General features: G+C 67.4%; 19 protein-coding genes and 1 pseudogene. 9 read left to right on the top strand and 11 right to left on the bottom strand.

Going from position 1 to position 17,983, the window contains the following annotated elements; genetic code table 11:
- Nucleotides 1–51: 51 nt before the first annotated feature.
- Nucleotides 52–1,014: a transcription initiation factor IIB gene (locus ACNA7R_RS04370; RefSeq protein WP_015321996.1), complete on the top strand. Its 963-nt coding sequence runs from the start codon at nt 52–54 to the stop codon at nt 1,012–1,014.
- 152 nt (nt 1,015–1,166) lie between these two features.
- On the opposite strand, the gene ACNA7R_RS04365 is transcribed toward ACNA7R_RS04370, so the two are convergent.
- Nucleotides 1,167–1,547 carry a hypothetical protein gene (locus ACNA7R_RS04365; RefSeq protein ID WP_416282333.1) on the bottom strand — a complete coding sequence of 127 codons (381 nt, stop codon included), beginning with the start codon at nt 1,545–1,547 and terminating at the stop codon, nt 1,167–1,169.
- 265 nt (nt 1,548–1,812) lie between these two features.
- The gene (gene gfcR / locus ACNA7R_RS04360) at nt 1,813–2,463 is read right to left on the bottom strand and encodes a transcriptional regulator GfcR (protein ID WP_416282332.1); all 651 of its coding nucleotides are present in this window, start codon (nt 2,461–2,463) and stop codon (nt 1,813–1,815) included.
- Between the two features lie 120 nt (nt 2,464–2,583).
- Here gfcR and ACNA7R_RS04355 point away from each other — a divergent pair, with 120 nt between their 5' ends.
- The 4 genes from ACNA7R_RS04355 (at nt 2,584) to ACNA7R_RS04340 (ending at nt 6,488) form a co-directional block, all read left to right on the top strand.
- The gene (locus ACNA7R_RS04355) at nt 2,584–3,828 is read left to right on the top strand and encodes an HAD family hydrolase (RefSeq protein WP_416282331.1); all 1,245 of its coding nucleotides are present in this window, start codon (nt 2,584–2,586) and stop codon (nt 3,826–3,828) included.
- Between the two features lie 226 nt (nt 3,829–4,054).
- The gene (locus tag ACNA7R_RS04350) at nt 4,055–4,732 is read left to right on the top strand and encodes a helix-turn-helix domain-containing protein (RefSeq protein ID WP_416282330.1); all 678 of its coding nucleotides are present in this window, start codon (nt 4,055–4,057) and stop codon (nt 4,730–4,732) included.
- A gap of 46 nt (nt 4,733–4,778) precedes the next feature.
- Entirely contained in the window at nt 4,779–5,903 is a 1,125-nt protein-coding gene (locus ACNA7R_RS04345) for an acyl-CoA dehydrogenase family protein (protein WP_416282329.1), read from the top strand.
- A 42-nt stretch (nt 5,904–5,945) separates the two neighbouring features.
- A complete protein-coding gene (locus ACNA7R_RS04340) occupies nt 5,946–6,488 on the top strand; it encodes an HAD family hydrolase (protein WP_416282328.1) in 543 nt (180 codons plus the stop codon).
- Nucleotides 6,489–6,559: 71 nt separating this feature from the next.
- Here ACNA7R_RS04340 and ACNA7R_RS04335 read toward each other — a convergent pair whose 3' ends face one another.
- Nucleotides 6,560–6,793, bottom strand: a complete 234-nt coding sequence (locus ACNA7R_RS04335; RefSeq protein WP_416282326.1) for a DUF5822 domain-containing protein — start codon at nt 6,791–6,793, stop codon at nt 6,560–6,562.
- Nucleotides 6,794–6,889: 96 nt separating this feature from the next.
- Between ACNA7R_RS04335 and panB the strand changes: the two genes are divergently transcribed.
- Nucleotides 6,890–7,702, top strand: a complete 813-nt coding sequence (panB, locus tag ACNA7R_RS04330; protein WP_416282325.1) for a 3-methyl-2-oxobutanoate hydroxymethyltransferase — start codon at nt 6,890–6,892, stop codon at nt 7,700–7,702.
- A gap of 96 nt (nt 7,703–7,798) precedes the next feature.
- Here the strand turns inward: panB and ACNA7R_RS04325 are convergent, their stop codons facing one another.
- Entirely contained in the window at nt 7,799–8,575 is a 777-nt protein-coding gene (locus tag ACNA7R_RS04325; protein ID WP_416282324.1) for an alpha/beta fold hydrolase, read from the bottom strand.
- A gap of 206 nt (nt 8,576–8,781) precedes the next feature.
- Between ACNA7R_RS04325 and ACNA7R_RS04320 the strand changes: the two genes are divergently transcribed.
- Complete coding sequence (locus ACNA7R_RS04320; protein WP_416282322.1) at nt 8,782–9,030, top strand: Hsp20/alpha crystallin family protein; 249 nt, start codon at nt 8,782–8,784, stop codon at nt 9,028–9,030.
- A complete protein-coding gene (locus ACNA7R_RS04315) occupies nt 9,027–11,288 on the top strand; it encodes a CDC48 family AAA ATPase (RefSeq protein ID WP_416282321.1) in 2,262 nt (753 codons plus the stop codon). The genes ACNA7R_RS04320 and ACNA7R_RS04315 overlap by 4 nt, the downstream gene beginning before the upstream one ends.
- A 61-nt stretch (nt 11,289–11,349) precedes the next feature.
- Here the strand turns inward: ACNA7R_RS04315 and ACNA7R_RS04310 are convergent, their stop codons facing one another.
- The 7 genes and pseudogenes from ACNA7R_RS04310 to ACNA7R_RS04280 all read right to left on the bottom strand — a co-directional run bounded on the left by ACNA7R_RS04310 (nt 11,350) and on the right by ACNA7R_RS04280 (nt 17,249).
- A complete protein-coding gene (locus ACNA7R_RS04310) occupies nt 11,350–11,487 on the bottom strand; it encodes a hypothetical protein (protein ID WP_416282320.1) in 138 nt (45 codons plus the stop codon).
- A 114-nt stretch (nt 11,488–11,601) separates the two neighbouring features.
- Nucleotides 11,602–12,078 carry a thioredoxin-dependent thiol peroxidase gene (gene bcp, locus ACNA7R_RS04305; protein WP_416282319.1) on the bottom strand — a complete coding sequence of 159 codons (477 nt, stop codon included), beginning with the start codon at nt 12,076–12,078 and terminating at the stop codon, nt 11,602–11,604.
- A gap of 59 nt (nt 12,079–12,137) precedes the next feature.
- Nucleotides 12,138–13,166, bottom strand: coding sequence for a hypothetical protein (locus ACNA7R_RS04300; RefSeq protein WP_416282318.1), 1,029 nt, complete (start codon nt 13,164–13,166; stop codon nt 12,138–12,140).
- Complete coding sequence (priS, locus tag ACNA7R_RS04295; protein WP_416282317.1) at nt 13,163–14,338, bottom strand: DNA primase small subunit PriS; 1,176 nt, start codon at nt 14,336–14,338, stop codon at nt 13,163–13,165. The genes ACNA7R_RS04300 and priS overlap by 4 nt, the downstream gene beginning before the upstream one ends.
- Before the next feature lie 100 nt (nt 14,339–14,438).
- Nucleotides 14,439–15,053 (bottom strand): annotated as a pseudogene (locus ACNA7R_RS04290) (hypothetical protein); the annotation flags it as partial.
- Between the two features lie 48 nt (nt 15,054–15,101).
- The gene (locus ACNA7R_RS04285; protein ID WP_416282316.1) at nt 15,102–17,030 is read right to left on the bottom strand and encodes a heavy metal translocating P-type ATPase; all 1,929 of its coding nucleotides are present in this window, start codon (nt 17,028–17,030) and stop codon (nt 15,102–15,104) included.
- A 6-nt stretch (nt 17,031–17,036) separates the two neighbouring features.
- Nucleotides 17,037–17,249, bottom strand: coding sequence for a heavy-metal-associated domain-containing protein (locus ACNA7R_RS04280; protein ID WP_416282315.1), 213 nt, complete (start codon nt 17,247–17,249; stop codon nt 17,037–17,039).
- Between the two features lie 195 nt (nt 17,250–17,444).
- On the opposite strand from ACNA7R_RS04280, the gene ACNA7R_RS04275 reads away from it, so the two are divergent.
- A complete protein-coding gene (locus tag ACNA7R_RS04275; RefSeq protein WP_416282313.1) occupies nt 17,445–17,981 on the top strand; it encodes a winged helix-turn-helix domain-containing protein in 537 nt (178 codons plus the stop codon).
- Nucleotides 17,982–17,983 lie beyond the last annotated feature (2 nt).

Below are 17,983 nucleotides of genomic sequence, written 5' to 3'. Positions count from 1 at the left end.
GAACGGGACCCCAGAACTTATATATCATAGTAGTACTACTATAAAAGCGCGATGACACGGTCCACCCGCCAGCGGGAGCGAATGCGTGAAACGGACGAATCCGAGGAGCAGGAGGGGGTACGTGCCTGTCCCGAGTGCGAATCGGATAATCTCGTGAAAGACTCCGATCGGGGTGAGCTCATCTGCGAAGACTGTGGGCTCGTCGTCGAGGAGGAGAAGATCGACCCTGGTCCGGAGTGGCGGGCGTTCAATCACCAGGAACGACAGGAGAAGTCTCGCGTCGGTGCCCCGACGACACAGACGATGCACGACAAGGGGCTGACGACGACGATCGACTGGAAGGACAAGGACGCCTACGGTCGCTCGATCTCCTCGAAGAAGCGCAGTCAGATGCACCGCCTGCGCAAGTGGCAGGAACGCATCCGAACCAAGGACGCTGGCGAGCGTAACCTGCAGTTCGCGCTCTCCGAAATCGATCGGATGGCTTCGGCGCTGGGCGTGCCGCGGTCGGTCCGCGAGGTGGCGTCGGTGATCTACCGACGCGCGCTCAAGGAGGACCTCATCCGCGGCCGATCGATCGAAGGCGTCGCCACCTCGGCGCTGTACGCCGCCTGTCGAAAGGAGGGCATCCCGCGAAGCTTAGAGGAGATCTCGGAAGTTTCACGCGTCGAACGAAAGGAGATCGGTCGCACGTATCGGTACATCTCGCAGGAACTCGGCCTCGAGATGCGCCCCGTCGACCCGAAAAAGTACGTTCCCCGCTTCTGTTCCGAACTCGAACTCTCGGAGGAGGTCCAGACCAAGGCCAACGAGATCATCGAGAAGACGGCCGAGGAAGGACTGCTCTCGGGCAAGTCCCCGACCGGGTACGCCGCCGCCGCGATCTACGCCGCCTCGCTGCTGTGCAACGAGAAGAAGACCCAGCGCGAGGTCGCCGACGTCGCCCAGGTGACGGAAGTCACCATTCGGAACCGCTACCAGGAACAGATCGAAGCGATGGGAATCCACGGCTAACCCCGAACTCCGTCACCGCTTTTTTCGAGCGTCCCCCTCTCGAGGCGAGAGACCGCCGTCGTCCGAAGGTGTCACCGATCGACGGCTGCTCCCGCAGCTCGCCGCCGTAACGTACCGGAGGCCGCTCGAGGTCGAACCACCGAATCGGTGACCTACTCCTCGTCTTCGGCCGGATCTTCCTCGTCTTCGGTCGGGTCGTCTTCTTCATCGTCCATCGGATCCTCCTCGTCTTCCTCCTCTTCATCGGCCGGGTCTTCCTCGTCTTCGGCCGGATCATCTTCCTCCTCATCGGCCGGGTCCTCCTCCTCATCGGCCGGGTCCTCCTCGTCTTCGGCCGGATCGTCTTCTTCTTCGTCCATCGGATCTTCCTCGTCCTCGGTCGGATCGTCTTCCTCGTCCATCGGATCCTCCTCTTCATCGGCCGGCTCCTCCTCGGGGTCGTCCTCCGGATCGTCGTTACATCCTGCGATCGCGATAGCGCTAACTGCACCGCTCAGTGCAATCAGACGCCGGCGTGTGAGATGATCGTTCATGGTGGGTCGCTCCGAATCGGGTCTGAGAAGGCCACCGCAAAAAGAATGCGCTGCCTATTCTTGCTTCGCCGGCGACAAACTACAGTTATGTCAAACCCGTTCTCGAGCGAGAACAGTCACCTGGCTCGAGCGGAGCGTTCAGCGACCGTCGATCCCCTCGGCACCGACGGTACCGAGAGATCGAGCGATGACGTCGGGTCCGCTGCGCGGTGGAAAACCGCAGTTACCGAGTCGAACGACCGAAACGGGAGTCGGAGCACGATCGTTACTCGTCCTTCCCGACGCTGATGACCTGCAACAGCGAGTAGACGGGAACGCCCTCGATCTCCTCGACGCCCTGCTTGTCCGCGAGGACGACGCAGGCGAGCGGCTCGCCGCCCTCCGACCGGATCGCCGTGATCGTCTCCCGCATCGTCGTCCCGCTGGTGATGGTGTCGTCGACGACGTAACACTCGCGGTCGCGGATCCCGGCGAAGTTTCGCGAGAACGTGCCGCCGAGTTCGTCGATGTCGCCCTCTTCCCACTGGTGTTTCGCGGGCGTGTACGTCGAGAGATCCGTCTCGAGTTCGCTGGCAATGAGCGTCGCGATGGGACCGCCGGCCTTCTCGATACCGACGGTCAGATCGACGTCCTCGCCGTGTTTGGCGAGCAGGTCGGCCATCGCCGCCGCGATCGATCCCATTCGCTTGCTGTCCCGGCCGATCGCCGACCAGTCGACGTGGATGTCCTGTGGACCGCCGTTCCCCGCGGACTGCTGGGTCGACTGGTTGGAGGGCTCGGCCGTCGCGCCGCTTCGCTCGACCAGCCAGCTCGCGGTCTCCCGGGAGACGTTCAGCTCGTCCGCGATCTCGCCCTTCGAGAGCCCCTGGCCCGCGAGTTCGGCGGCACTCTCGATAAGGTCGTCAACGTTTTTCATGGCTCGAGGTTCGCACGCCGTTTTTATAGTCGTGTCGCAGCCGACGAACGTCGCCTCGACTCCCTGGAACGACTCTCAGTAGTGACAAGGATTATCACCCACCTCTCCGGTATCACGGGTATGGAACGGTACGATCTCGTCTACCAGCTCTACGACGAGTACGACACGGAAACGTTACGGGAGTACCAGGAGTTCGTCGACGTCTTCCCGGCCGTCGACTCGCGGGTCGCCCTCGAGCACTGGCAGGAGGCGAACGAGGAACTCGAGGGCCGCAAGGACGAGATCCGGTCGGCGTTCGCCGCCGGAGAGACGTTCGCCGAGATCGCAGCCCGGGCGACCCGCGACCAGGCGTTTACCGCGCTCGACCTCGAGGCCAAGTACGACCGCGGGGTGAACGTACTCGTGCTCGACGTCGACGAGACGCTGCGGTCGGCCGGCAGCACCGACAACGAAATCCCCCGTGACACCTTGCACGTCCTGACGGAGTTCCACGAGGCCGGCGTGCCGATCGTGATCTGTACGGGCCAGACCCTGGAGAACGTCAAGGGGTTTGCCATCCAGGGGCTGGGCAGCGAGATCGTCCACTCCGGGGAGCTGTCGATCGTCTACGAGGCGGGAACCGGCGTGTTCACGCCGGGCCACGGCGCCGAAACGAAACAGCTGCTGTACGAGGAACTCGACGTGGAGATCCGCGAGGTGTTCGACGACCTGCGGGCTCGCGTCCTGCCGGAGGCCCCCGACGCGCTCAGGCGGGGCTGTCACCTGCAGGGCAACGAGTTCAACGTCACGATGAAGCCCAACTACGAGACCGGGTCGGCCGACGCCCGCGAGATCATCGACGACGCGCTCGTCTACCTGATCGACCTGCTCGCAGACGCCGTCGCCGAGGCGATCGGGTTCGACGGCGAGGCGATCCGCGATCGGACCCGTGCGTTCTACGCCGACCAGGACCCCGAGATCAGGACCGTCCTCGAGGAGGAGGGCGCCTACCCCGACCGGGACGAGAATGCGATCCCCGACGAACTCGAGGACGTCCTCGAGCGGATCGACGTCGCCTACTACGAGGCCGACGCCGCCGAGATCGGCAGCCTCGAGCTGAACAAGGTCGTCGGCGTCGAGCGCGCGCTCGAGGTGCTCGGGGTCGACGACCCGTTCGCGCTGGTGATGGGCGACTCCAAGAGCGATCGCCGCGTCATGGAGTGGGTCGCGGAGAACGACGCCGGGATCGCGGCCGCGCCGGAACACGCCTCCCAGGACACCCTCGAGCACGTCCTCGGGACCGACGAACTCGTCTTCGACCGCGGAAAGAGCGTGGACGTCCTCCAGACGGCGTACGCACTCAACCGGCTCGCGAGGCTCGGGTAGCCGGCCGGGATCACACTTGAACTGCCGGAATAGGTAGGCCGTCTCATCAATCCCGTCGGCGCTGTCCCTTCCGCAAGCGCGGTTCGAGCGCGGGTGGCACTGACACGCAGTATCCGTGCGATCGAGCCAGGTGATCAGCTATGAACGGACTCGACTGCCAGTACGGCTCCGGTCTCGGAATCGACGGGCGACCGGACTGGAACGCGAACGGCGGGAGGGATCGATCATGACGACGATCGCGGAGCTCGCCGTCCCCACCGACGAGTTCGCACTCGAGCCGACGATCCGGTCGCTGTCGGCGTTCGAGCTCCGGGTCGAGAGCGTCGTCGTCGACGACTCGATCCGAACCGCGCCGCTGATCTGGTTCGCGGGCCCCGACGTCGCCGCGGTCGAGGACGCGCTCGCGGACGATCCCACCGTCGAATCGTTCCGCCGACTGCTCCGGCGTCCGGAGGCCGACGAGTGGCTGTTCCGGATCCGGTACGCCGACGAGGCCACGCCGGTCTGCAGCGCGGTCTACGCGAACGACGGGACGGTTCTCGACGCCGAGGTCGCGAACGGACGCTGGGCGGTCACGCTGTTGTTCTCCCGCAGGGAGGGCGTCTCGGATGCGGTCGACGACTTCGAGGAACACGACGCCAGAATCGACGTCAGACGCATGGGCGAGGCCGGGAAGAACGAGAGCCTCGAGATGACGACGACCCTGACCGACCCCCAGCGGGAGGCGATCGCCGAGGCCTACCGGCAGGGGTACTACGACGTCCCCCGGGAGATCTCCCTCGAGGAGCTTGCGGGCGAGCTCGAGATCTCTCACCAGGCGCTGTCCGAACGGCTCCGCCGGGCGAACCGCGTCCTCGCGAGCGAGCAGCTCGACGCGTCGGCCGGCGGACTCGGCGAGGGGTAACGCTCGAGTGGTGGCCATTTTTGCCACCGGGCTCGAATAGGGGCGTATGGAGCTCACCGACGAGCAGGCGGCGGTTCGCGACGTCGTCCGCGAGTTCGCCCGCGAGGAGATCAGACCGACGGCGCTCGAGGCCGATCGGAACCAGGAGTTTCCCGAGGACGTCTGGGACGGCCTCGCCGAACTCGACCTGACGAGCCTCACCGTGCCCGAGGCGTACGGCGGCTACGACGCCGACCCCGTGACGGCCGCCGTCGTCAACGAGGAGGTCGCCTACGGCGCGCTCGCGGTCGCGACGGCGCTGTCGGTCCACTCGCTGGCGACCTCCTGTATCGCCGAGTTCGGTAGCGAGGATCTCAAGGAACGCTGGCTCCCCGATATGGCCGACGGCCGGCCCGTCGGCGCGTTCGCGCTCTCGGAGCCCCACGCCGGTTCGAACCCCGCCGAGATGTCCACCGAGGCCCGCAAGGAGGGCGACCAGTACGTCATCAACGGCGAGAAGCAGTGGATCACGAACGGGAACCGGGCGGGCGTCTACGTGCTCTTCGCGAAGACCGACCGGGACGATCCCTCGACAGTGACCCAGTTCCTCGTGCCGGGGGACGTCGACGGGCTCTCGGTCGGCGAGAAGGAGGACAAGCTCGGACTCCGTGCCAGCGACACGACGAGTCTCACCTTCGACGACGTTCGGATCCCCGCCGAGAACCGCCTGACCGAGGAGGGGCGTGGCCTCTCGGCCGCCTTCCACATCCTCACGGGCGGGCGAATCGCCATCGCGGCACAGTCGGTCGGTCTCGCCCAGTGTGCGATGGACGAAGCGCTCGAGTACGCCGGGGAACGCGAGCAGTTCGAGCAACCGATCGGTGACTTCCAGTCGATTCGCCACAAGCTCGCCGAGATGGCGACCCGAATCGAGGCGAGCCGGCTGCTGACCCGCGAAGCCGCCCGCGAGCGCGCGTCGGGCGACGCCGGACTGACCGCGAGCATGGCGAAGTACTTCGCCAGCGACACCGCGATGTTCGTCACCAACGAGGCCGTCCAGATCCACGGCGGCTACGGCTACGTCACCGAGGGCGAGGTCGAACGCCTCTACCGGGACGCCAAGATCACCGAGATCTACGAGGGGACCACCGAGATCCAGAAGAAGGTGATCGCGCGCCACCTGCTCGAGTAGCGGACCGAAGTCGCTATTCTGCTTCCGTCCGTACCACCGGTCGTGACCGAATACGACGCCGTCGTCTACGACCTGGACGGAACCCTCGTCGACCTCGAGGTCGACTGGAACGCCGTCGCGATCGACGTCATCGCGGTGTACGCCCGAGCCGCGACCGAGCCGCCCAGCGAGAACCTCTGGGAGCTGCTCGAGGCCGCGAGCAACTTCGAGATTGCGCCGGCCGTCGAGGAGACGATCGCCGACCACGAACGGGAGGGTGCGCGGCTGTCGCGTCGCCTGGCCCGTGCCGACGAGGCGCTCGGCCGGACGATTCCGGTGGGCGTTTGCTCGCTCAACTGCGAGGCCGCCTGCCGGATCGCACTCGAGGTACACGACCTCGAGGCCGTCGTCGACGCGGTGGTCGGTCGAGACACCGTCGAAACCCGAAAGCCCGATCCCGAACCGCTGCTCGAGACCGTCCGCGGGCTCGGCGCGGAGCCGGCGAACACACTGTTCGTCGGCGACACCGACCGCGACGAGCGAACTGCGCGGCGCGCAGGCGTCGACTTCGAGTACGTCGAGGGCGGCGAGTATAGTAGCAACTGAAACGATTCACACACCGATCTCGATGCGGTCCGGCGATCGGGTACGTATTGACTTTCAGTTGCTACTATAGGCTACTCCTGCGTGCGCTTCGCGTACGCGAACACCGACAGCGCCACGAGCAGCCAGACGACCGCCCCCACGCGGATCGCGAACTCGGCTCGAGCGCCCCAGGTCGGGAGGTCGACGCCGGTCGACAGCAGGGCGACGACCGGCGCGCCGACGAGGATCGTGACGACGAACGTCGTCTGCATCACCCACCCGTAGTCGACGCCGTCGGGCGAGGTCGTTTCGACGCGTTCTGGCACGTTCGAAGGTGCTCACCGGGCCCTCTTAAGGATCGCGGGTGGCGGATCGTCGGCGCGGAACGATGGCGTTTACTCGCGGGGGCCGAACCCATACGTATGCCTACCGTACGGGAGCTGCAGTCGATGGCCGGGACCGAACCGATCACGATGCTGACGGCCTACGACGCGCCGACGGCCGAGATCGTCGACGAGGCCGACGTCGACGTGATCCTGGTCGGCGACAGCGTCGGCAACACCTCGCTCGGGTACGAGACGACGCTACCGGTGACCGTCGACGATATCGCCAGCCGCGTCGGCGCAATCTCCCGGGCGACCGACGAGGCGCTGGTCGTCGCCGACATGCCGTTTCTCTCCTTCGGCGTCGACGAAGCGGACAGCCTCGAGAACGCCGGCCGGATGCTCAAGGAGGAGGGCGCGGCCGCCGTGAAGCTCGAGTCCGGACCACACACCGTCGACCTAACCGAGACGATGGTCCAGCTCGGCATCCCCGTAATGGCCCACCTCGGCCTGACGCCCCAGCGCGTCAACCAGTACGGCGGCTACCCCCGCCAGGGAACCGATCAGGAGGCCGCCGAGCGCATGCTCGAGCTGGCCCTCGCCCACGAGGAGGCCGGCGCGTTCTCGCTCGTCCTGGAACACGTCCCGTCGAACCTCGCCGCCGAGATCACCGAGGCGCTCGAGATCCCGACGATCGGGATCGGTGCCGGCCCCGACTGCGACGGCCAGGTGCTGGTCGTCGACGACGCCGTCGGCCTCAGCGACTGGTCGCCCTCCTTTGCGAAGCAGTTCGGCAACGTCCGCGAGGAGATGAGCTCGGCCGTCGAGGGCTACGTCGAGGCCGTCGAGTCCGGCGAGTTCCCGGCCGAGGAGCACAGCCACGAGGAGCGGGATCTCGAGGACCTGTACTGATACGGTTTGCTGTACCGATTTACCGGTGGGACCGCAGGACGGATCGCGGCTCCACCGGAAATGACTTACAGCAGACAGTATGAGCCTCGAGAGGGGCTACTCCTCGAGCCGGTCCGCGAACGCCGCGACGGCCTCGTTGAACGCCGCCGGCTGCTCGAGCATCGCCAGGTGGGCCGCGCCCTCGATCTCGACGAGGTCGCCCTCGCCGATCTCGTCGACGAGGTACTCGTGGTACTTCGGGGGCGTCAGCTGGTCGTGCTCGCCGTAGACCGCGAGCGCGGGGACGTCGATTCGGCGAACGTCGTCGCGGACGTCGAAGCGGTGGCAGGTTCGGAAGTCCCGGCGCACGGTCGCCTGCCCGCACTCGCGCATCCGTTCGATCGACTCGTCGCGTAGTTCGGGGTCGGGATCGTGAAAGAGCCGATCCGACCCGTGGAGGAACTCGAGGGCCCGGTCGAAGTCGGTGTCGAGCCACTCGAGCAGGTCCTGGAGCACGCCCAGTTTGGCACCCGTCCCCGCCAGCACGACTCCGTCGACGTCGAGGTCGCGCTCGAGCAGGAGGTGCAAGACGACGGCCCCGCCCAGGGAGCTACCCGCCAGAACCCTCGCGTCGGTTTCCTCGAGGACGGCCGCAACGTCGTCGGCGTACGCCGACAGCGCCGTGTACCCTGCGCTGGCGTCGACGTCGTCGGAGTCGCCGTGTCCGCTGAGGTCGACGGCGACGACCGGGTACCGATCGGCGAGTCGGTGCTGTGCCTTCCAGGCCGCTCGCGATCCGCCGCTACCGTGGACGAAACAGATCGTCGGCCCCGTTCCCCCTCGATCGGCGACCTCGTAGGCCGTCTCCCGGCCGTGGTGTCGAACCGTTTCCATACTTCTCCGGACGCGGGGAACCGATATAAAGGCTCGAGCCGGCATCGACACAACCGGCAGGAACGGACGGATCCGATAGGAACCTGGGTTCGGAGTTCGTACGTTGAACTGCGAACAAGCCTCTTCTACGGTACCTCGGTCCCGTACCGCGGTTCGTCGGAGGAAGGTTTATATATTAGTAACACTTACCCGTAGTTAGTATCAAAATGACACTCGATCAATTCACCCGTGGAGACGAGCGGATCACTCGTCGCTACGAGTACGAGGACGGATCGGTGCTGGCCGTCGACTTCGGCACGGCGACCACCGACGCCGACGTGGACGTCGTCGACGGGACGGTCATCGTCGTCGACGACGACGACCAGTACGAACTCGAGTTGCCCGACGGTGCAGCTGACGCGCACACGTTTATCAGAAACGGCGTGCTCACTGTCGAACTGGAGGGCAACCAATGAAACTCACCGTCAAACCCCTGAAACAGAAGGACGCGGGCCGCGGACTCGCCGCGATCGACCGCGTCTCGATGCGCGAGCTCGACCTCGAGAACGGCGACTACATCGTCATCGAGGGCAAGGGCGACAGCCAGGCCGTCGCGCGCGTCTGGCCCGGCTACCCCGAGGACGAGGGCCGGGGCATCGTTCGCATCGACGGCCGCCTGCGCCAGGAGGCCGACGTCGGGATCGACGACAACGTGGGCGTCGAGCCCGCCGACGTCAAGCCCGCAAACTCGGTCACGGTCGCGCTCCCCCAGAACCTGCGCATCCGCGGCGACATCGGCCCGCTCGTGCGCGACAAGCTGTCCGGCCAGGCCGTCACCGAGGGGCAGACGGTGCCGTTCTCGCTGTCGTTCGGCCCGATGGCCAGCTCCGGCCAGTCGGTGCCGCTGAAGATCGCCAGCGCCGACCCCTCCGGCACGGTCGTCATCACCGACTCGACGAACATCGAGATCTCCGAGACGCCGGCCGAGCAGGTCAGCTCCGAGGCGGGCGAATCGCCCGAGGGCGTGCCCAACGTTACCTACGAGGACATCGGCGGTCTCGACGACGAACTCGACCAGGTCCGGGAGATGATCGAGCTGCCGATGCGCCATCCCGAGCTGTTCCAGCAGCTGGGCATCGAGCCGCCCAAGGGCGTGCTCCTGCACGGCCCGCCGGGCACCGGGAAGACGCTGATGGCCAAAGCCGTCGCCAACGAGATCGACGCCCACTTCGAGACGATCTCCGGCCCGGAGATCATGTCGAAGTACTACGGCGAATCGGAGGAGCAGCTCCGCGAGGTGTTCGAGGAGGCGGAGGAGAACGCCCCCGCGATCATCTTCATCGACGAACTCGACTCGATCGCCGCCAAGCGCGAGGAGGCCGGCGGCGACGTCGAACGCCGGGTCGTCGCCCAGCTGTTGAGCCTGATGGACGGCCTCGAGGAGCGGGGCCGGGTCACCGTCATCGCCGCGACCAACCGCGTCGACGCGATCGACCCCGCACTGCGCCGTGGCGGCCGCTTCGACCGCGAGATCGAGATCGGCGTCCCCGACAAGGGCGGCCGCAAGGAGATCCTGCAGGTCCACACCCGCGGGATGCCCCTCGCCGACGACATCGACCTCGACCACTACGCCGAAAACACCCACGGCTTCGTCGGCGCCGACCTCGAGTCGCTGGCCCGCGAGGGCGCGATGAACGCCCTGCGCCGGATCCGCCCCGACCTCGACCTGGAGTCCGAGGAGATCGACGCCGAGATCCTCGAGTCCCTCGAGGTGACCGAGGCCGACGTCAAGGAGGCGATGAAGGGGATCCAGCCCTCGGCGCTCCGCGAGGTGTTCGTCGAGGTTCCCGACATCACGTGGGACGAGGTCGGCGGGCTCGGCGACACCAAAGAGCGGCTTCGCGAGACGATCCAGTGGCCGCTGGACTACCCCGAGGTGTTCGAGCAGATGGACATGCAGGCCGCCAAGGGCGTCCTCATGTACGGCCCGCCCGGCACCGGGAAGACGCTGCTCGCCAAAGCCGTCGCGAACGAGTCCCAGTCGAACTTCATCTCGATCAAGGGACCCGAACTCCTGAACAAGTACGTCGGCGAGTCCGAGAAGGGCGTCCGCGAGGTCTTCGAGAAGGCCCGCTCGAACGCCCCGACCGTGATCTTCTTCGACGAGATCGACTCGATCGCGGGCGAACGCGGGCAGCGACAGGGTGACTCCGGCGTCGGCGAGCGCGTCGTCTCCCAACTGCTGACCGAACTCGACGGCCTCGAGGAGCTCGAGGACGTCGTCGTCATCGCGACGACCAACCGGCCCGATCTGATCGACTCGGCGCTGCTCCGTCCGGGACGGCTGGACCGACACGTCCACGTGCCGGTTCCCGACGAGGAGGGCCGCAGGAAGATCTTCGAGGTCCACACCCGCGACAAGCCCCTGGCCGACGCGGTCGACCTCGACTGGCTCGCCGCCGAAACGGAGGGCTACGTCGGCGCCGACATCGAGGCCGTCACCCGCGAGGCCTCGATGGCCGCCAGCCGCGAGTTCATCAACTCGGTCGACCCCGACGATATGCCGGACACGATCGAGAACGTCCGCATCAGCAAGGAACACTTCGAGCAGGCTCTCGAGGAGGTCCAGCCGAGCGTGACCCCCGAGACGCGCGAGCGCTACGAGGAGATCGAACAGCAGTTCCAGGCCGCCGAACCCGAGGGCGAAGAACAGCTCGGACGCACCTTCCAGTAGTCCGGAACGGCGCCCGCAGCCGACCCGCGCCGCGGTCGTTCGAGGCCGATTTTTCGAGGTGCTACAGGACGAACACGGCGACGAAGACGACGATACCGAAAACCGCCGTGAGCCCCAGCCAGACCGCGACGACGAGTGCGGCCTGTCGGCCAGTGAGCGACTCTCCCTCGAGCACCTCGGCTACTCGTCGAAGGTTCATACGCAGCCGTCTCGCGCCTCGGAAAAATCGGTTGGGCCGGAATCGTCAGCCCGATCAACCCAGTCTCGAGGTGACCGTCCCGCAGGCTGTCACCCGCTCCTCGTCGTCGAGGACCTACTTCTCCGGCGCGACCTGTCGGTCGGCCAGCGACTCGAGCACGTCCTCGGCGTGGCCGTCGACCGAGACGTCCTCGTAGACCGCCTCGATCGTTCCGTCGGGGCCGATAACGTACGTGTTCCGGAAGACGCCGTCGAAGGTGTTGCCGAACATCCGCTTCTCGCCGTAGGACTCGTACAGCGTCGCGACCTCGCCCTCGGGATCGGAGAGCAGGTCGAAGCCGAGCGATTCCTCCTCGGCGAACGCCTCGAGGTCCGCAACCGAGTCGTCGCTGATCCCGACGATTTCGACGCCGCGGTCCTCGAACTCCTCGCGAGCCGCCTCGAACTCCCGGGCCTCGGTCGTGCAGCCGTCGGTACCGGCGCGTGGATAGAAGTAGACGACGACTCGGTCGTCGAAATCCGAGCGGCGAACCGTCTCGCCGTGTTGATTGTGCAGTTCGAACTCGGGTGCGTTGTCGCCGGTTTCGAGCATACCCGATCTTCGAGGGAGTCGTCGTATGCCTTCCGGTTGCGTCGGACGGGTCCGGTCCGTCAGTCCAGCCGTTCGGCCGCGTCGCGCTCGAGCAGGGGCGAGGCGTTCTGTTCGGGCAGCGTGACGACGTCGTCCGAAGCGAGCGTGTACTCGCGGTCGTCGACGCCGAGGATCGAGCCGACGTCGCGCGTCATCCGAACGGTGACGCGATCGACGTCGTCCTCGAGTGCGGTCTCAGTGGGGGGTTCCGGGTCGCCGGACGTCTCGTCCTCGAGGTCGGGATTGACGGACTCGCCGGGGACCGAGTCGCTCGGATCCGGTTCGTTCGGACCGTCCTCGGGAGCGTCGACCGGCGACGTCGGCTCCCCGTCGGGCCGCGGGGCCTCCTCGCTTGCGTCGTCGGTCGCCGGGCCGGCACCGCCCATAACGTCGGCGGCGGTAACCTCGCCCTCGCTTTCGCCCGTCTCTCGGGAGGCACCGTCGGGCTCGAGGCTCGTCGGATCGATATCCGGGCCGTCCTCGGCGGTCGGATCCGGCTCCATCGGCGGCGCCGGTGGCGCGTCGTCGCCGCCTTCCGCGTCGGATTCGGAAGGCGCTCTCGAGACGTCACCCGCCGAGTCGGTCGTCGCGGGTTCGGACTCCGACGGCGGCCCGGATTCGGCTCCGGCCGCTGGCCCCGACTCGAGGTCGGGATCGGCGTCGACGCCCTCGAGGACGTCGAGCACGCGGCTCTTGTTCGAATCGATGCGGTCGACGAGGTCGTCGAAGAGGTCGGCCTCCTCCGCGGTGAGGCCGTCGTCGTTGGCCGCCATCCCGGCCGCGGCGAGGCTGGCCTGCTTGACGAGCTTGCCCATTCGTCGCTCGTAGATCGCCTCGACGACGTCCTTGGCGGTCTCGATCTCGTCGGTGAGCCGGCTCACCTCGGGTGAAGAGAAGGGGTCGTCGGCCCGCTCGGCCGCCCGATCGCGTTCGGCCTCGAGGTCGGCGATGTACTCGCCGACCTCCTGGTAGAACGAGGGGCGCAGGTTCTGGAGGCTGTCCTTCTGGCGCTCCTTGCTCTGGACGGATCGTAGCTCGTCGAGATTCATTCTTTCTCCTTCTCGGCGCGGCCGCGGGCCATGAGGAACACGGCGACGTACTCCGGAAGTGACTGGTCACCCTCCGGAACCGTAAAACTATCTCCTCCCAGCTCGACCTCGCCGCCGTCGGTGACGTCGACCCGGATCTCGTGGCCCGTAAACGTCTCCGGGACGGCGTCGACCAGCGGGTCGAAGGCGTCGATCTCGTCGCGTCCGAGTCGGACCGTCTCGAGCCCGCTGCCGCCGTGGAGACTGCCCGGCAGGCGGATGAGTCGGTTCGTGTCGGTCGTCACGGGTTCGTCGATCGGGGCGTTGTCGGCCTCGACCGCCCGCTTCGCGAACCGCTCGGCCAGTTGGGAGATGGCGGTGTGGACGGTGACGTTGCCCGCTTCCAGTTGTTCGCGGTTGTTCCGGGCGGCGTTCAAGGTCGCCGTCGCCTTCCCCTCGCCGATCCCGTCGAACGCCTGCAGTCGCTCGAGGGCCGCGTCCTCCTCGAGGGCGAGCAGCTCGTCGACGAAGGCCATGAACCGGTCGTGGGTTCGGGCGCCCCAGCCGCCCTCGGTTCGCAGGGTGCGACGCTCGGTGGGGGTCTTGCGACCCAGGCCGGCGACGGTCTCGGTCTCGATCAGCTCCTCGAACTCCAGGCCGATCCCGCGGACGTAGTCGACGACCTCGCGGCGGTGTTCCCGGTCGAGGTGCAGAATCGACTCGTCGCGGACGTGGACGTGGTACCCCCGCCCGCCCGAGAAGACGATCTCGAGGTCCTCGAAGGCGAAGTCGTCCTCGAGGAAGTCAAGCAGGCGGAGCAGGGCGTCCTTGCACGTCGCGAGCATCTCGGCGTAGGAGTCCTCGCCCAGCGTCACGTTCGGCAGGTGGTCGGCGTCGAGGTCGAAGACGAGATCCGCGGACTGCCACTCCTTCTCGTGCATCGAACTCGCACCGGGGTCGCGAAACCGCCCCGCCGAGAAGTAGACGTGGCGGGGTCGCTTGCGGACGAGGAACTCCTCGAGGTCGCCGAGTTCGAGCAGCGAACGGTGGCGGACCATCGTCGTGTCGGGTCCTTCGGTCCAGGGGATGTACCCCCACTCGCGCTCGTTGGCCGCGGGCGGCAGCGTCAGCTCCGTGCGGCGGTAGTGATCGCGGAATCGACCCCGAAGGTAGGCCCTCGTTCGCTCCTCCATACGACTCGAGTAGTCGTGAGTGGGACCGTATAACCCTGCCGAATGGTCGACTCTACGGGACCGGTTCTCGAGGATTTCGCGACGACCGACCGACGGCCGTTCACCGCGATTCGACGGTCACGTACCGCTCTCCGCGGAGGATCGCCGCGACGCGGCTGTGCCAGTCCTCGGCGAACGCCTCGCGTTCGGCGTCGGTCGCGGTGTCGTCGATCAGCTTCGGCAGGTCGGCGGTCGCGGGGCCACCGGCCGGGACGTCCTCGACGTGGTAGGTCGCCCGGACGGTCTCGTCGGTGTCCGTCCGCGTGAACTCGAAGGCGATGCCGTCGGTGCCGATCGCGCCGTAGCCCAGCAGATCCGTCCGCCCGCCGTGGCCGCCGGCCAGCCCGGCGAAGCCGTCCTCGCCCGCGGCGCCCGTGACGTACGAGATCAGACGCGCCGTGACGCCGTAGGCCGGATCGTCCCGCGGTCCGCCCGCGAGGACGGCGACGTCACCGCGGACGGGCAGTTCGTCGGGGTACAGCACCTCGAGGGCGTCCCTCGCGAGCCGGTAGGCGCCCGCCGTCGTGGGACAGGAGTGGCCCGCCGCTTTCACGAGGTCGGCGTAGGTGACGACGATCGGCTCGCCGGGCTCGAGGAGGGCCAGCGCCTCGGCGGCTGGATCGCGCAGTCGGATCGGGTCGACGTCGTAGCTGACGGCCCAGTTCGTCCGGTCGCGCCGGTCGCGCCGAACGGTCGTCCCGTCGAACGGTGCTGTCCGACGGTATCAGTACCGCAGCAGTCGCATCCCGTTCAGGATCACCAGCAGGACGCTGGCGATGTGGATCAGCATCCCACTGGCCATGTGGACGTAGCCGGCGAAGACGCCGGCCAGCAGCAGGCCGACCGTCGCCACGGCGACGGCGACGTTCTCGGTGATATTCCGGCGGGTCGCCTTGCTGAGACCCACGGCGTAGGGAATGCGCTCTAAGTCGTCGGCCATCAGCGCCATATCGGCGGTCTCGATGGCCGTGTCGGTCCCCGCGGCGCCCATCGCGACGCCGACGTCGGCGGTCGCCAGCGACGGCGCGTCGTTGATCCCGTCGCCGACCATGGCCACGACGTGGCCGTCGGCCCGAAACGACTCGATCGCCTGCTGCTTTTCCTCGGGCAGGAGGCCGGCGCGGTAGTCGTCGATTCCGACTTCCGCCGCGACCGACCGGGCGGTGCGCTCGTTGTCGCCGGTGAGCATCACGGTGCGGACGCCAGCGTCTCGCAGGGTCGCGATCACACCCGCCGCGGCGGGGCGGAGCTCGTCACGGATCGAGACGACCCCGACGACCTCGCCCTCGAGGGTGACGTAGACCGCCGTCTCGCCGGCCTCCTCGCGGTCGCGGATGTGGCGCTCGACGCGGTCCGGGACGTCGATCCCGCGCTCGTCGAGCAGCGTCCGGTTCCCGACGACGATCCGCCGGCCGTCGTGACCGGCGAGGACACCCTTGCCAGCGGCGACCTCGAAGTCGTCGGGATCGGGGATCGCCGGGCCGTCGGGCTCGAGGCCCGTCGCTTCGGTCGATCGCTCGAGGATGGCGCCGCCGTCCGCGACGGCGTCGGAGTCGCCGCCGCGACCGCTGGCGGCCTCGAGGATCGCGTCCGCGAGGTGGTGTTCGCTGCGCTTCTCGGCGATGGCCGCGTCGCGCAGGACCGCCTCGTCGTCGACGCCGAACCCCGCCACGTTCGCGACGGTCGACTCGCCTCTCGTCAGCGTGCCCGTCTTGTCGAACGCGACGAGGTCGATCTTCCCCGCGGTCTCGAGGTGTTCGCCGCCTTTCAGCAGCACGCCCGAGCGCGCGGCGTTGCCGATCGCGCTGACGATGCTGACCGGCGGGCCGATGACCAGCGCACCGGGACAGCCGATGACGAGCAGCGTCAGCGCGAGGACGGCGTTACCGGTGACGGCGTAGGCGCCGACCGCCAGCGCGACGATCGCGGGCGTGTAGTACGTCGCGAAGCGCTCGATGATCGTCTCCGTGGGCGCTTTCGCCTCCTGGGCCTCCTCGACGCGGCGGATGATCCGTTCGAGGGTCGTATCGCGGCCGGTGCCGGTCGCGACGACCTCGAGGGCGCCCTCCTGGTTGACGGTGCCGGCGTAGACCTCGTCGCCCGCGCGCTTGTAGGCGGGCGCGCTCTCGCCGGTAACGGGCGCCTGGTCGATCGCGCTCTCGCCGCCGACCACGTCGCCGTCGACGGGGACCTTCGCCCCGGGTTTGACGAGCACTGTCTCGCCGGGTTCGACCTCTCTGGCCGGTACTTCCACGTCCTCACCGTCCCGTCTGACGACGGCCGTGTCGGGCGCCAGCTCGAGCAGTTCCGTCAGGGCCGAGCGGGTCTTGCCCATCGTTCGGGCCTCGAGGTAGGTTCCCAGCGCGAACAGGAAGACGACGGCGGCGGCCTCCCAGTACTCGCCGATCGCGATCGCGCCGATCGCGGCCAGCGTGACGAGGGTATTGATGCCGACGGTGCCGCTCCGCAGGGTGTAGTAGGCCTTCCTGGCGACGTCGTAGCCGCCGACGAGCGCCGCGAGGACCATCATGACCGCGCTCGCGGTCTCGAGGCCGTAGCCGTAGCCGGCGCCCCACCCGACCGCGAACAGCAGGCCGCTCGTGACGACGACGGCCGGTTTGCGGTGTTTCCGGAACTGCTGAGTGATTTTCATCACAGCTCACCGTAGCCGGGGCGTGTACCCCTGTTTCGCGATGGTTCGCTCGAGGTCGGCGTCGTCGACGACGGTCTCGTCGTACTCGACCTCGACGCGACCGGTCGTGTAGTGGACCTCGACGCGGTCGACGCCCTCGGTTTTCGCGAGCGTTCGTTCGACGTTGCTCGCACAGGTCGGACAGTCGAAGTCGGTCACGCGGTATTCGATCTGGGTCATCGGTCTTCGACTACTCGTACGATCCCACCCTGTAAATATATCACTCAAATTATGTGTTTGGGAACAGCCACTGACGCTTCCACCGGTTCAACGATTCGTCTAGACGGTGGCGACGAACCGACATCGAGTCGACTCCGACTACCGACGCGTTCGGCTGAACGACTTTGGGGACCCGCCACCTACACCCACTACCCAATGGTCGAATTCACGTCGGACGTCGCCGTCGAGGACGTCGCGATCCGGGATACGAACGTCTCGAGCGCCGTCGACGAACCGGTCCGCGCGACGATCCTCGACATGCTCGCCGACGCCGAGCACTCGGTAGCCGAGATCGACGCGGAGCTCGAGGCCCGCGGCTACGATCGTACGCGCAACACGGTCCGCCACCACGTCAACGAACTTCGCGATGCGAATCTCGTCGAGGTCGCTCGCCTCGAGGAGCGAGGCGGCGGGACCGAGAAGTACTACCGGGCGAACACGATCGTGCTCTCGTATTCGGTTCCCGAGGGGGCGCGGGACGATCTCGAGGAGATGGCCGACTCGATCGCGCCCGAGGTCGCCGACATCGTGGCCGACCTCGAGGCCGAGTACGGCGGGACGATAGACCGGATCGCAGCCGAGATGGCCCCCTGCGAGCACTGCCGCGATCAGAAGTACGAGACGTACCTGCTGTCGACGATCCTCCGTCGGGCGTTCGTGGCGGGGAGCGTCGGGGACGACACCGGGGCGTAGAC

Origin of the sequence: Natronococcus sp. (assembly GCF_047921035.1) — an archaeon.
GTDB lineage: Archaea > Halobacteriota > Halobacteria > Halobacteriales > Natrialbaceae > Natronococcus.
The sequence above is the reverse complement of the archived record's forward strand: the minus strand, read 5'-3'. Positions and strand labels throughout refer to the sequence as shown.

Excerpts from the sequence above, each read along its gene's own strand:
- bcp (WP_416282319.1), bottom strand. The coding sequence starts at position 12,078 with ATGCTCGAAACCGGCGACAACGCACCCGAGTTCGAACTGCACAATCAA.
- ACNA7R_RS04310 (WP_416282320.1), bottom strand. The coding sequence starts at position 11,487 with ATGAACCTTCGACGAGTAGCCGAGGTGCTCGAGGGAGAGTCGCTCACT.
- ACNA7R_RS04365 (WP_416282333.1), bottom strand. The coding sequence starts at position 1,547 with ATGAACGATCATCTCACACGCCGGCGTCTGATTGCACTGAGCGGTGCA.
- ACNA7R_RS04300 (WP_416282318.1), bottom strand. The coding sequence starts at position 13,166 with ATGAATCTCGACGAGCTACGATCCGTCCAGAGCAAGGAGCGCCAGAAG.
- ACNA7R_RS04275 (WP_416282313.1), top strand. The coding sequence starts at position 17,445 with ATGGTCGAATTCACGTCGGACGTCGCCGTCGAGGACGTCGCGATCCGG.
- ACNA7R_RS04315 (WP_416282321.1), top strand. The coding sequence starts at position 9,027 with ATGAAACTCACCGTCAAACCCCTGAAACAGAAGGACGCGGGCCGCGGA.
- gfcR (WP_416282332.1), bottom strand. The coding sequence starts at position 2,463 with ATGAAAAACGTTGACGACCTTATCGAGAGTGCCGCCGAACTCGCGGGC.
- panB (WP_416282325.1), top strand. The coding sequence starts at position 6,890 with ATGCCTACCGTACGGGAGCTGCAGTCGATGGCCGGGACCGAACCGATC.
- ACNA7R_RS04345 (WP_416282329.1), top strand. The coding sequence starts at position 4,779 with ATGGAGCTCACCGACGAGCAGGCGGCGGTTCGCGACGTCGTCCGCGAG.
- ACNA7R_RS04370 (WP_015321996.1), top strand. The coding sequence starts at position 52 with ATGACACGGTCCACCCGCCAGCGGGAGCGAATGCGTGAAACGGACGAA.
- ACNA7R_RS04355 (WP_416282331.1), top strand. The coding sequence starts at position 2,584 with ATGGAACGGTACGATCTCGTCTACCAGCTCTACGACGAGTACGACACG.
- priS (WP_416282317.1), bottom strand. The coding sequence starts at position 14,338 with ATGGAGGAGCGAACGAGGGCCTACCTTCGGGGTCGATTCCGCGATCAC.
- ACNA7R_RS04285 (WP_416282316.1), bottom strand. The coding sequence starts at position 17,030 with ATGAAAATCACTCAGCAGTTCCGGAAACACCGCAAACCGGCCGTCGTC.
- ACNA7R_RS04280 (WP_416282315.1), bottom strand. The coding sequence starts at position 17,249 with ATGACCCAGATCGAATACCGCGTGACCGACTTCGACTGTCCGACCTGT.
- ACNA7R_RS04325 (WP_416282324.1), bottom strand. The coding sequence starts at position 8,575 with ATGGAAACGGTTCGACACCACGGCCGGGAGACGGCCTACGAGGTCGCC.
- ACNA7R_RS04320 (WP_416282322.1), top strand. The coding sequence starts at position 8,782 with ATGACACTCGATCAATTCACCCGTGGAGACGAGCGGATCACTCGTCGC.
- ACNA7R_RS04350 (WP_416282330.1), top strand. The coding sequence starts at position 4,055 with ATGACGACGATCGCGGAGCTCGCCGTCCCCACCGACGAGTTCGCACTC.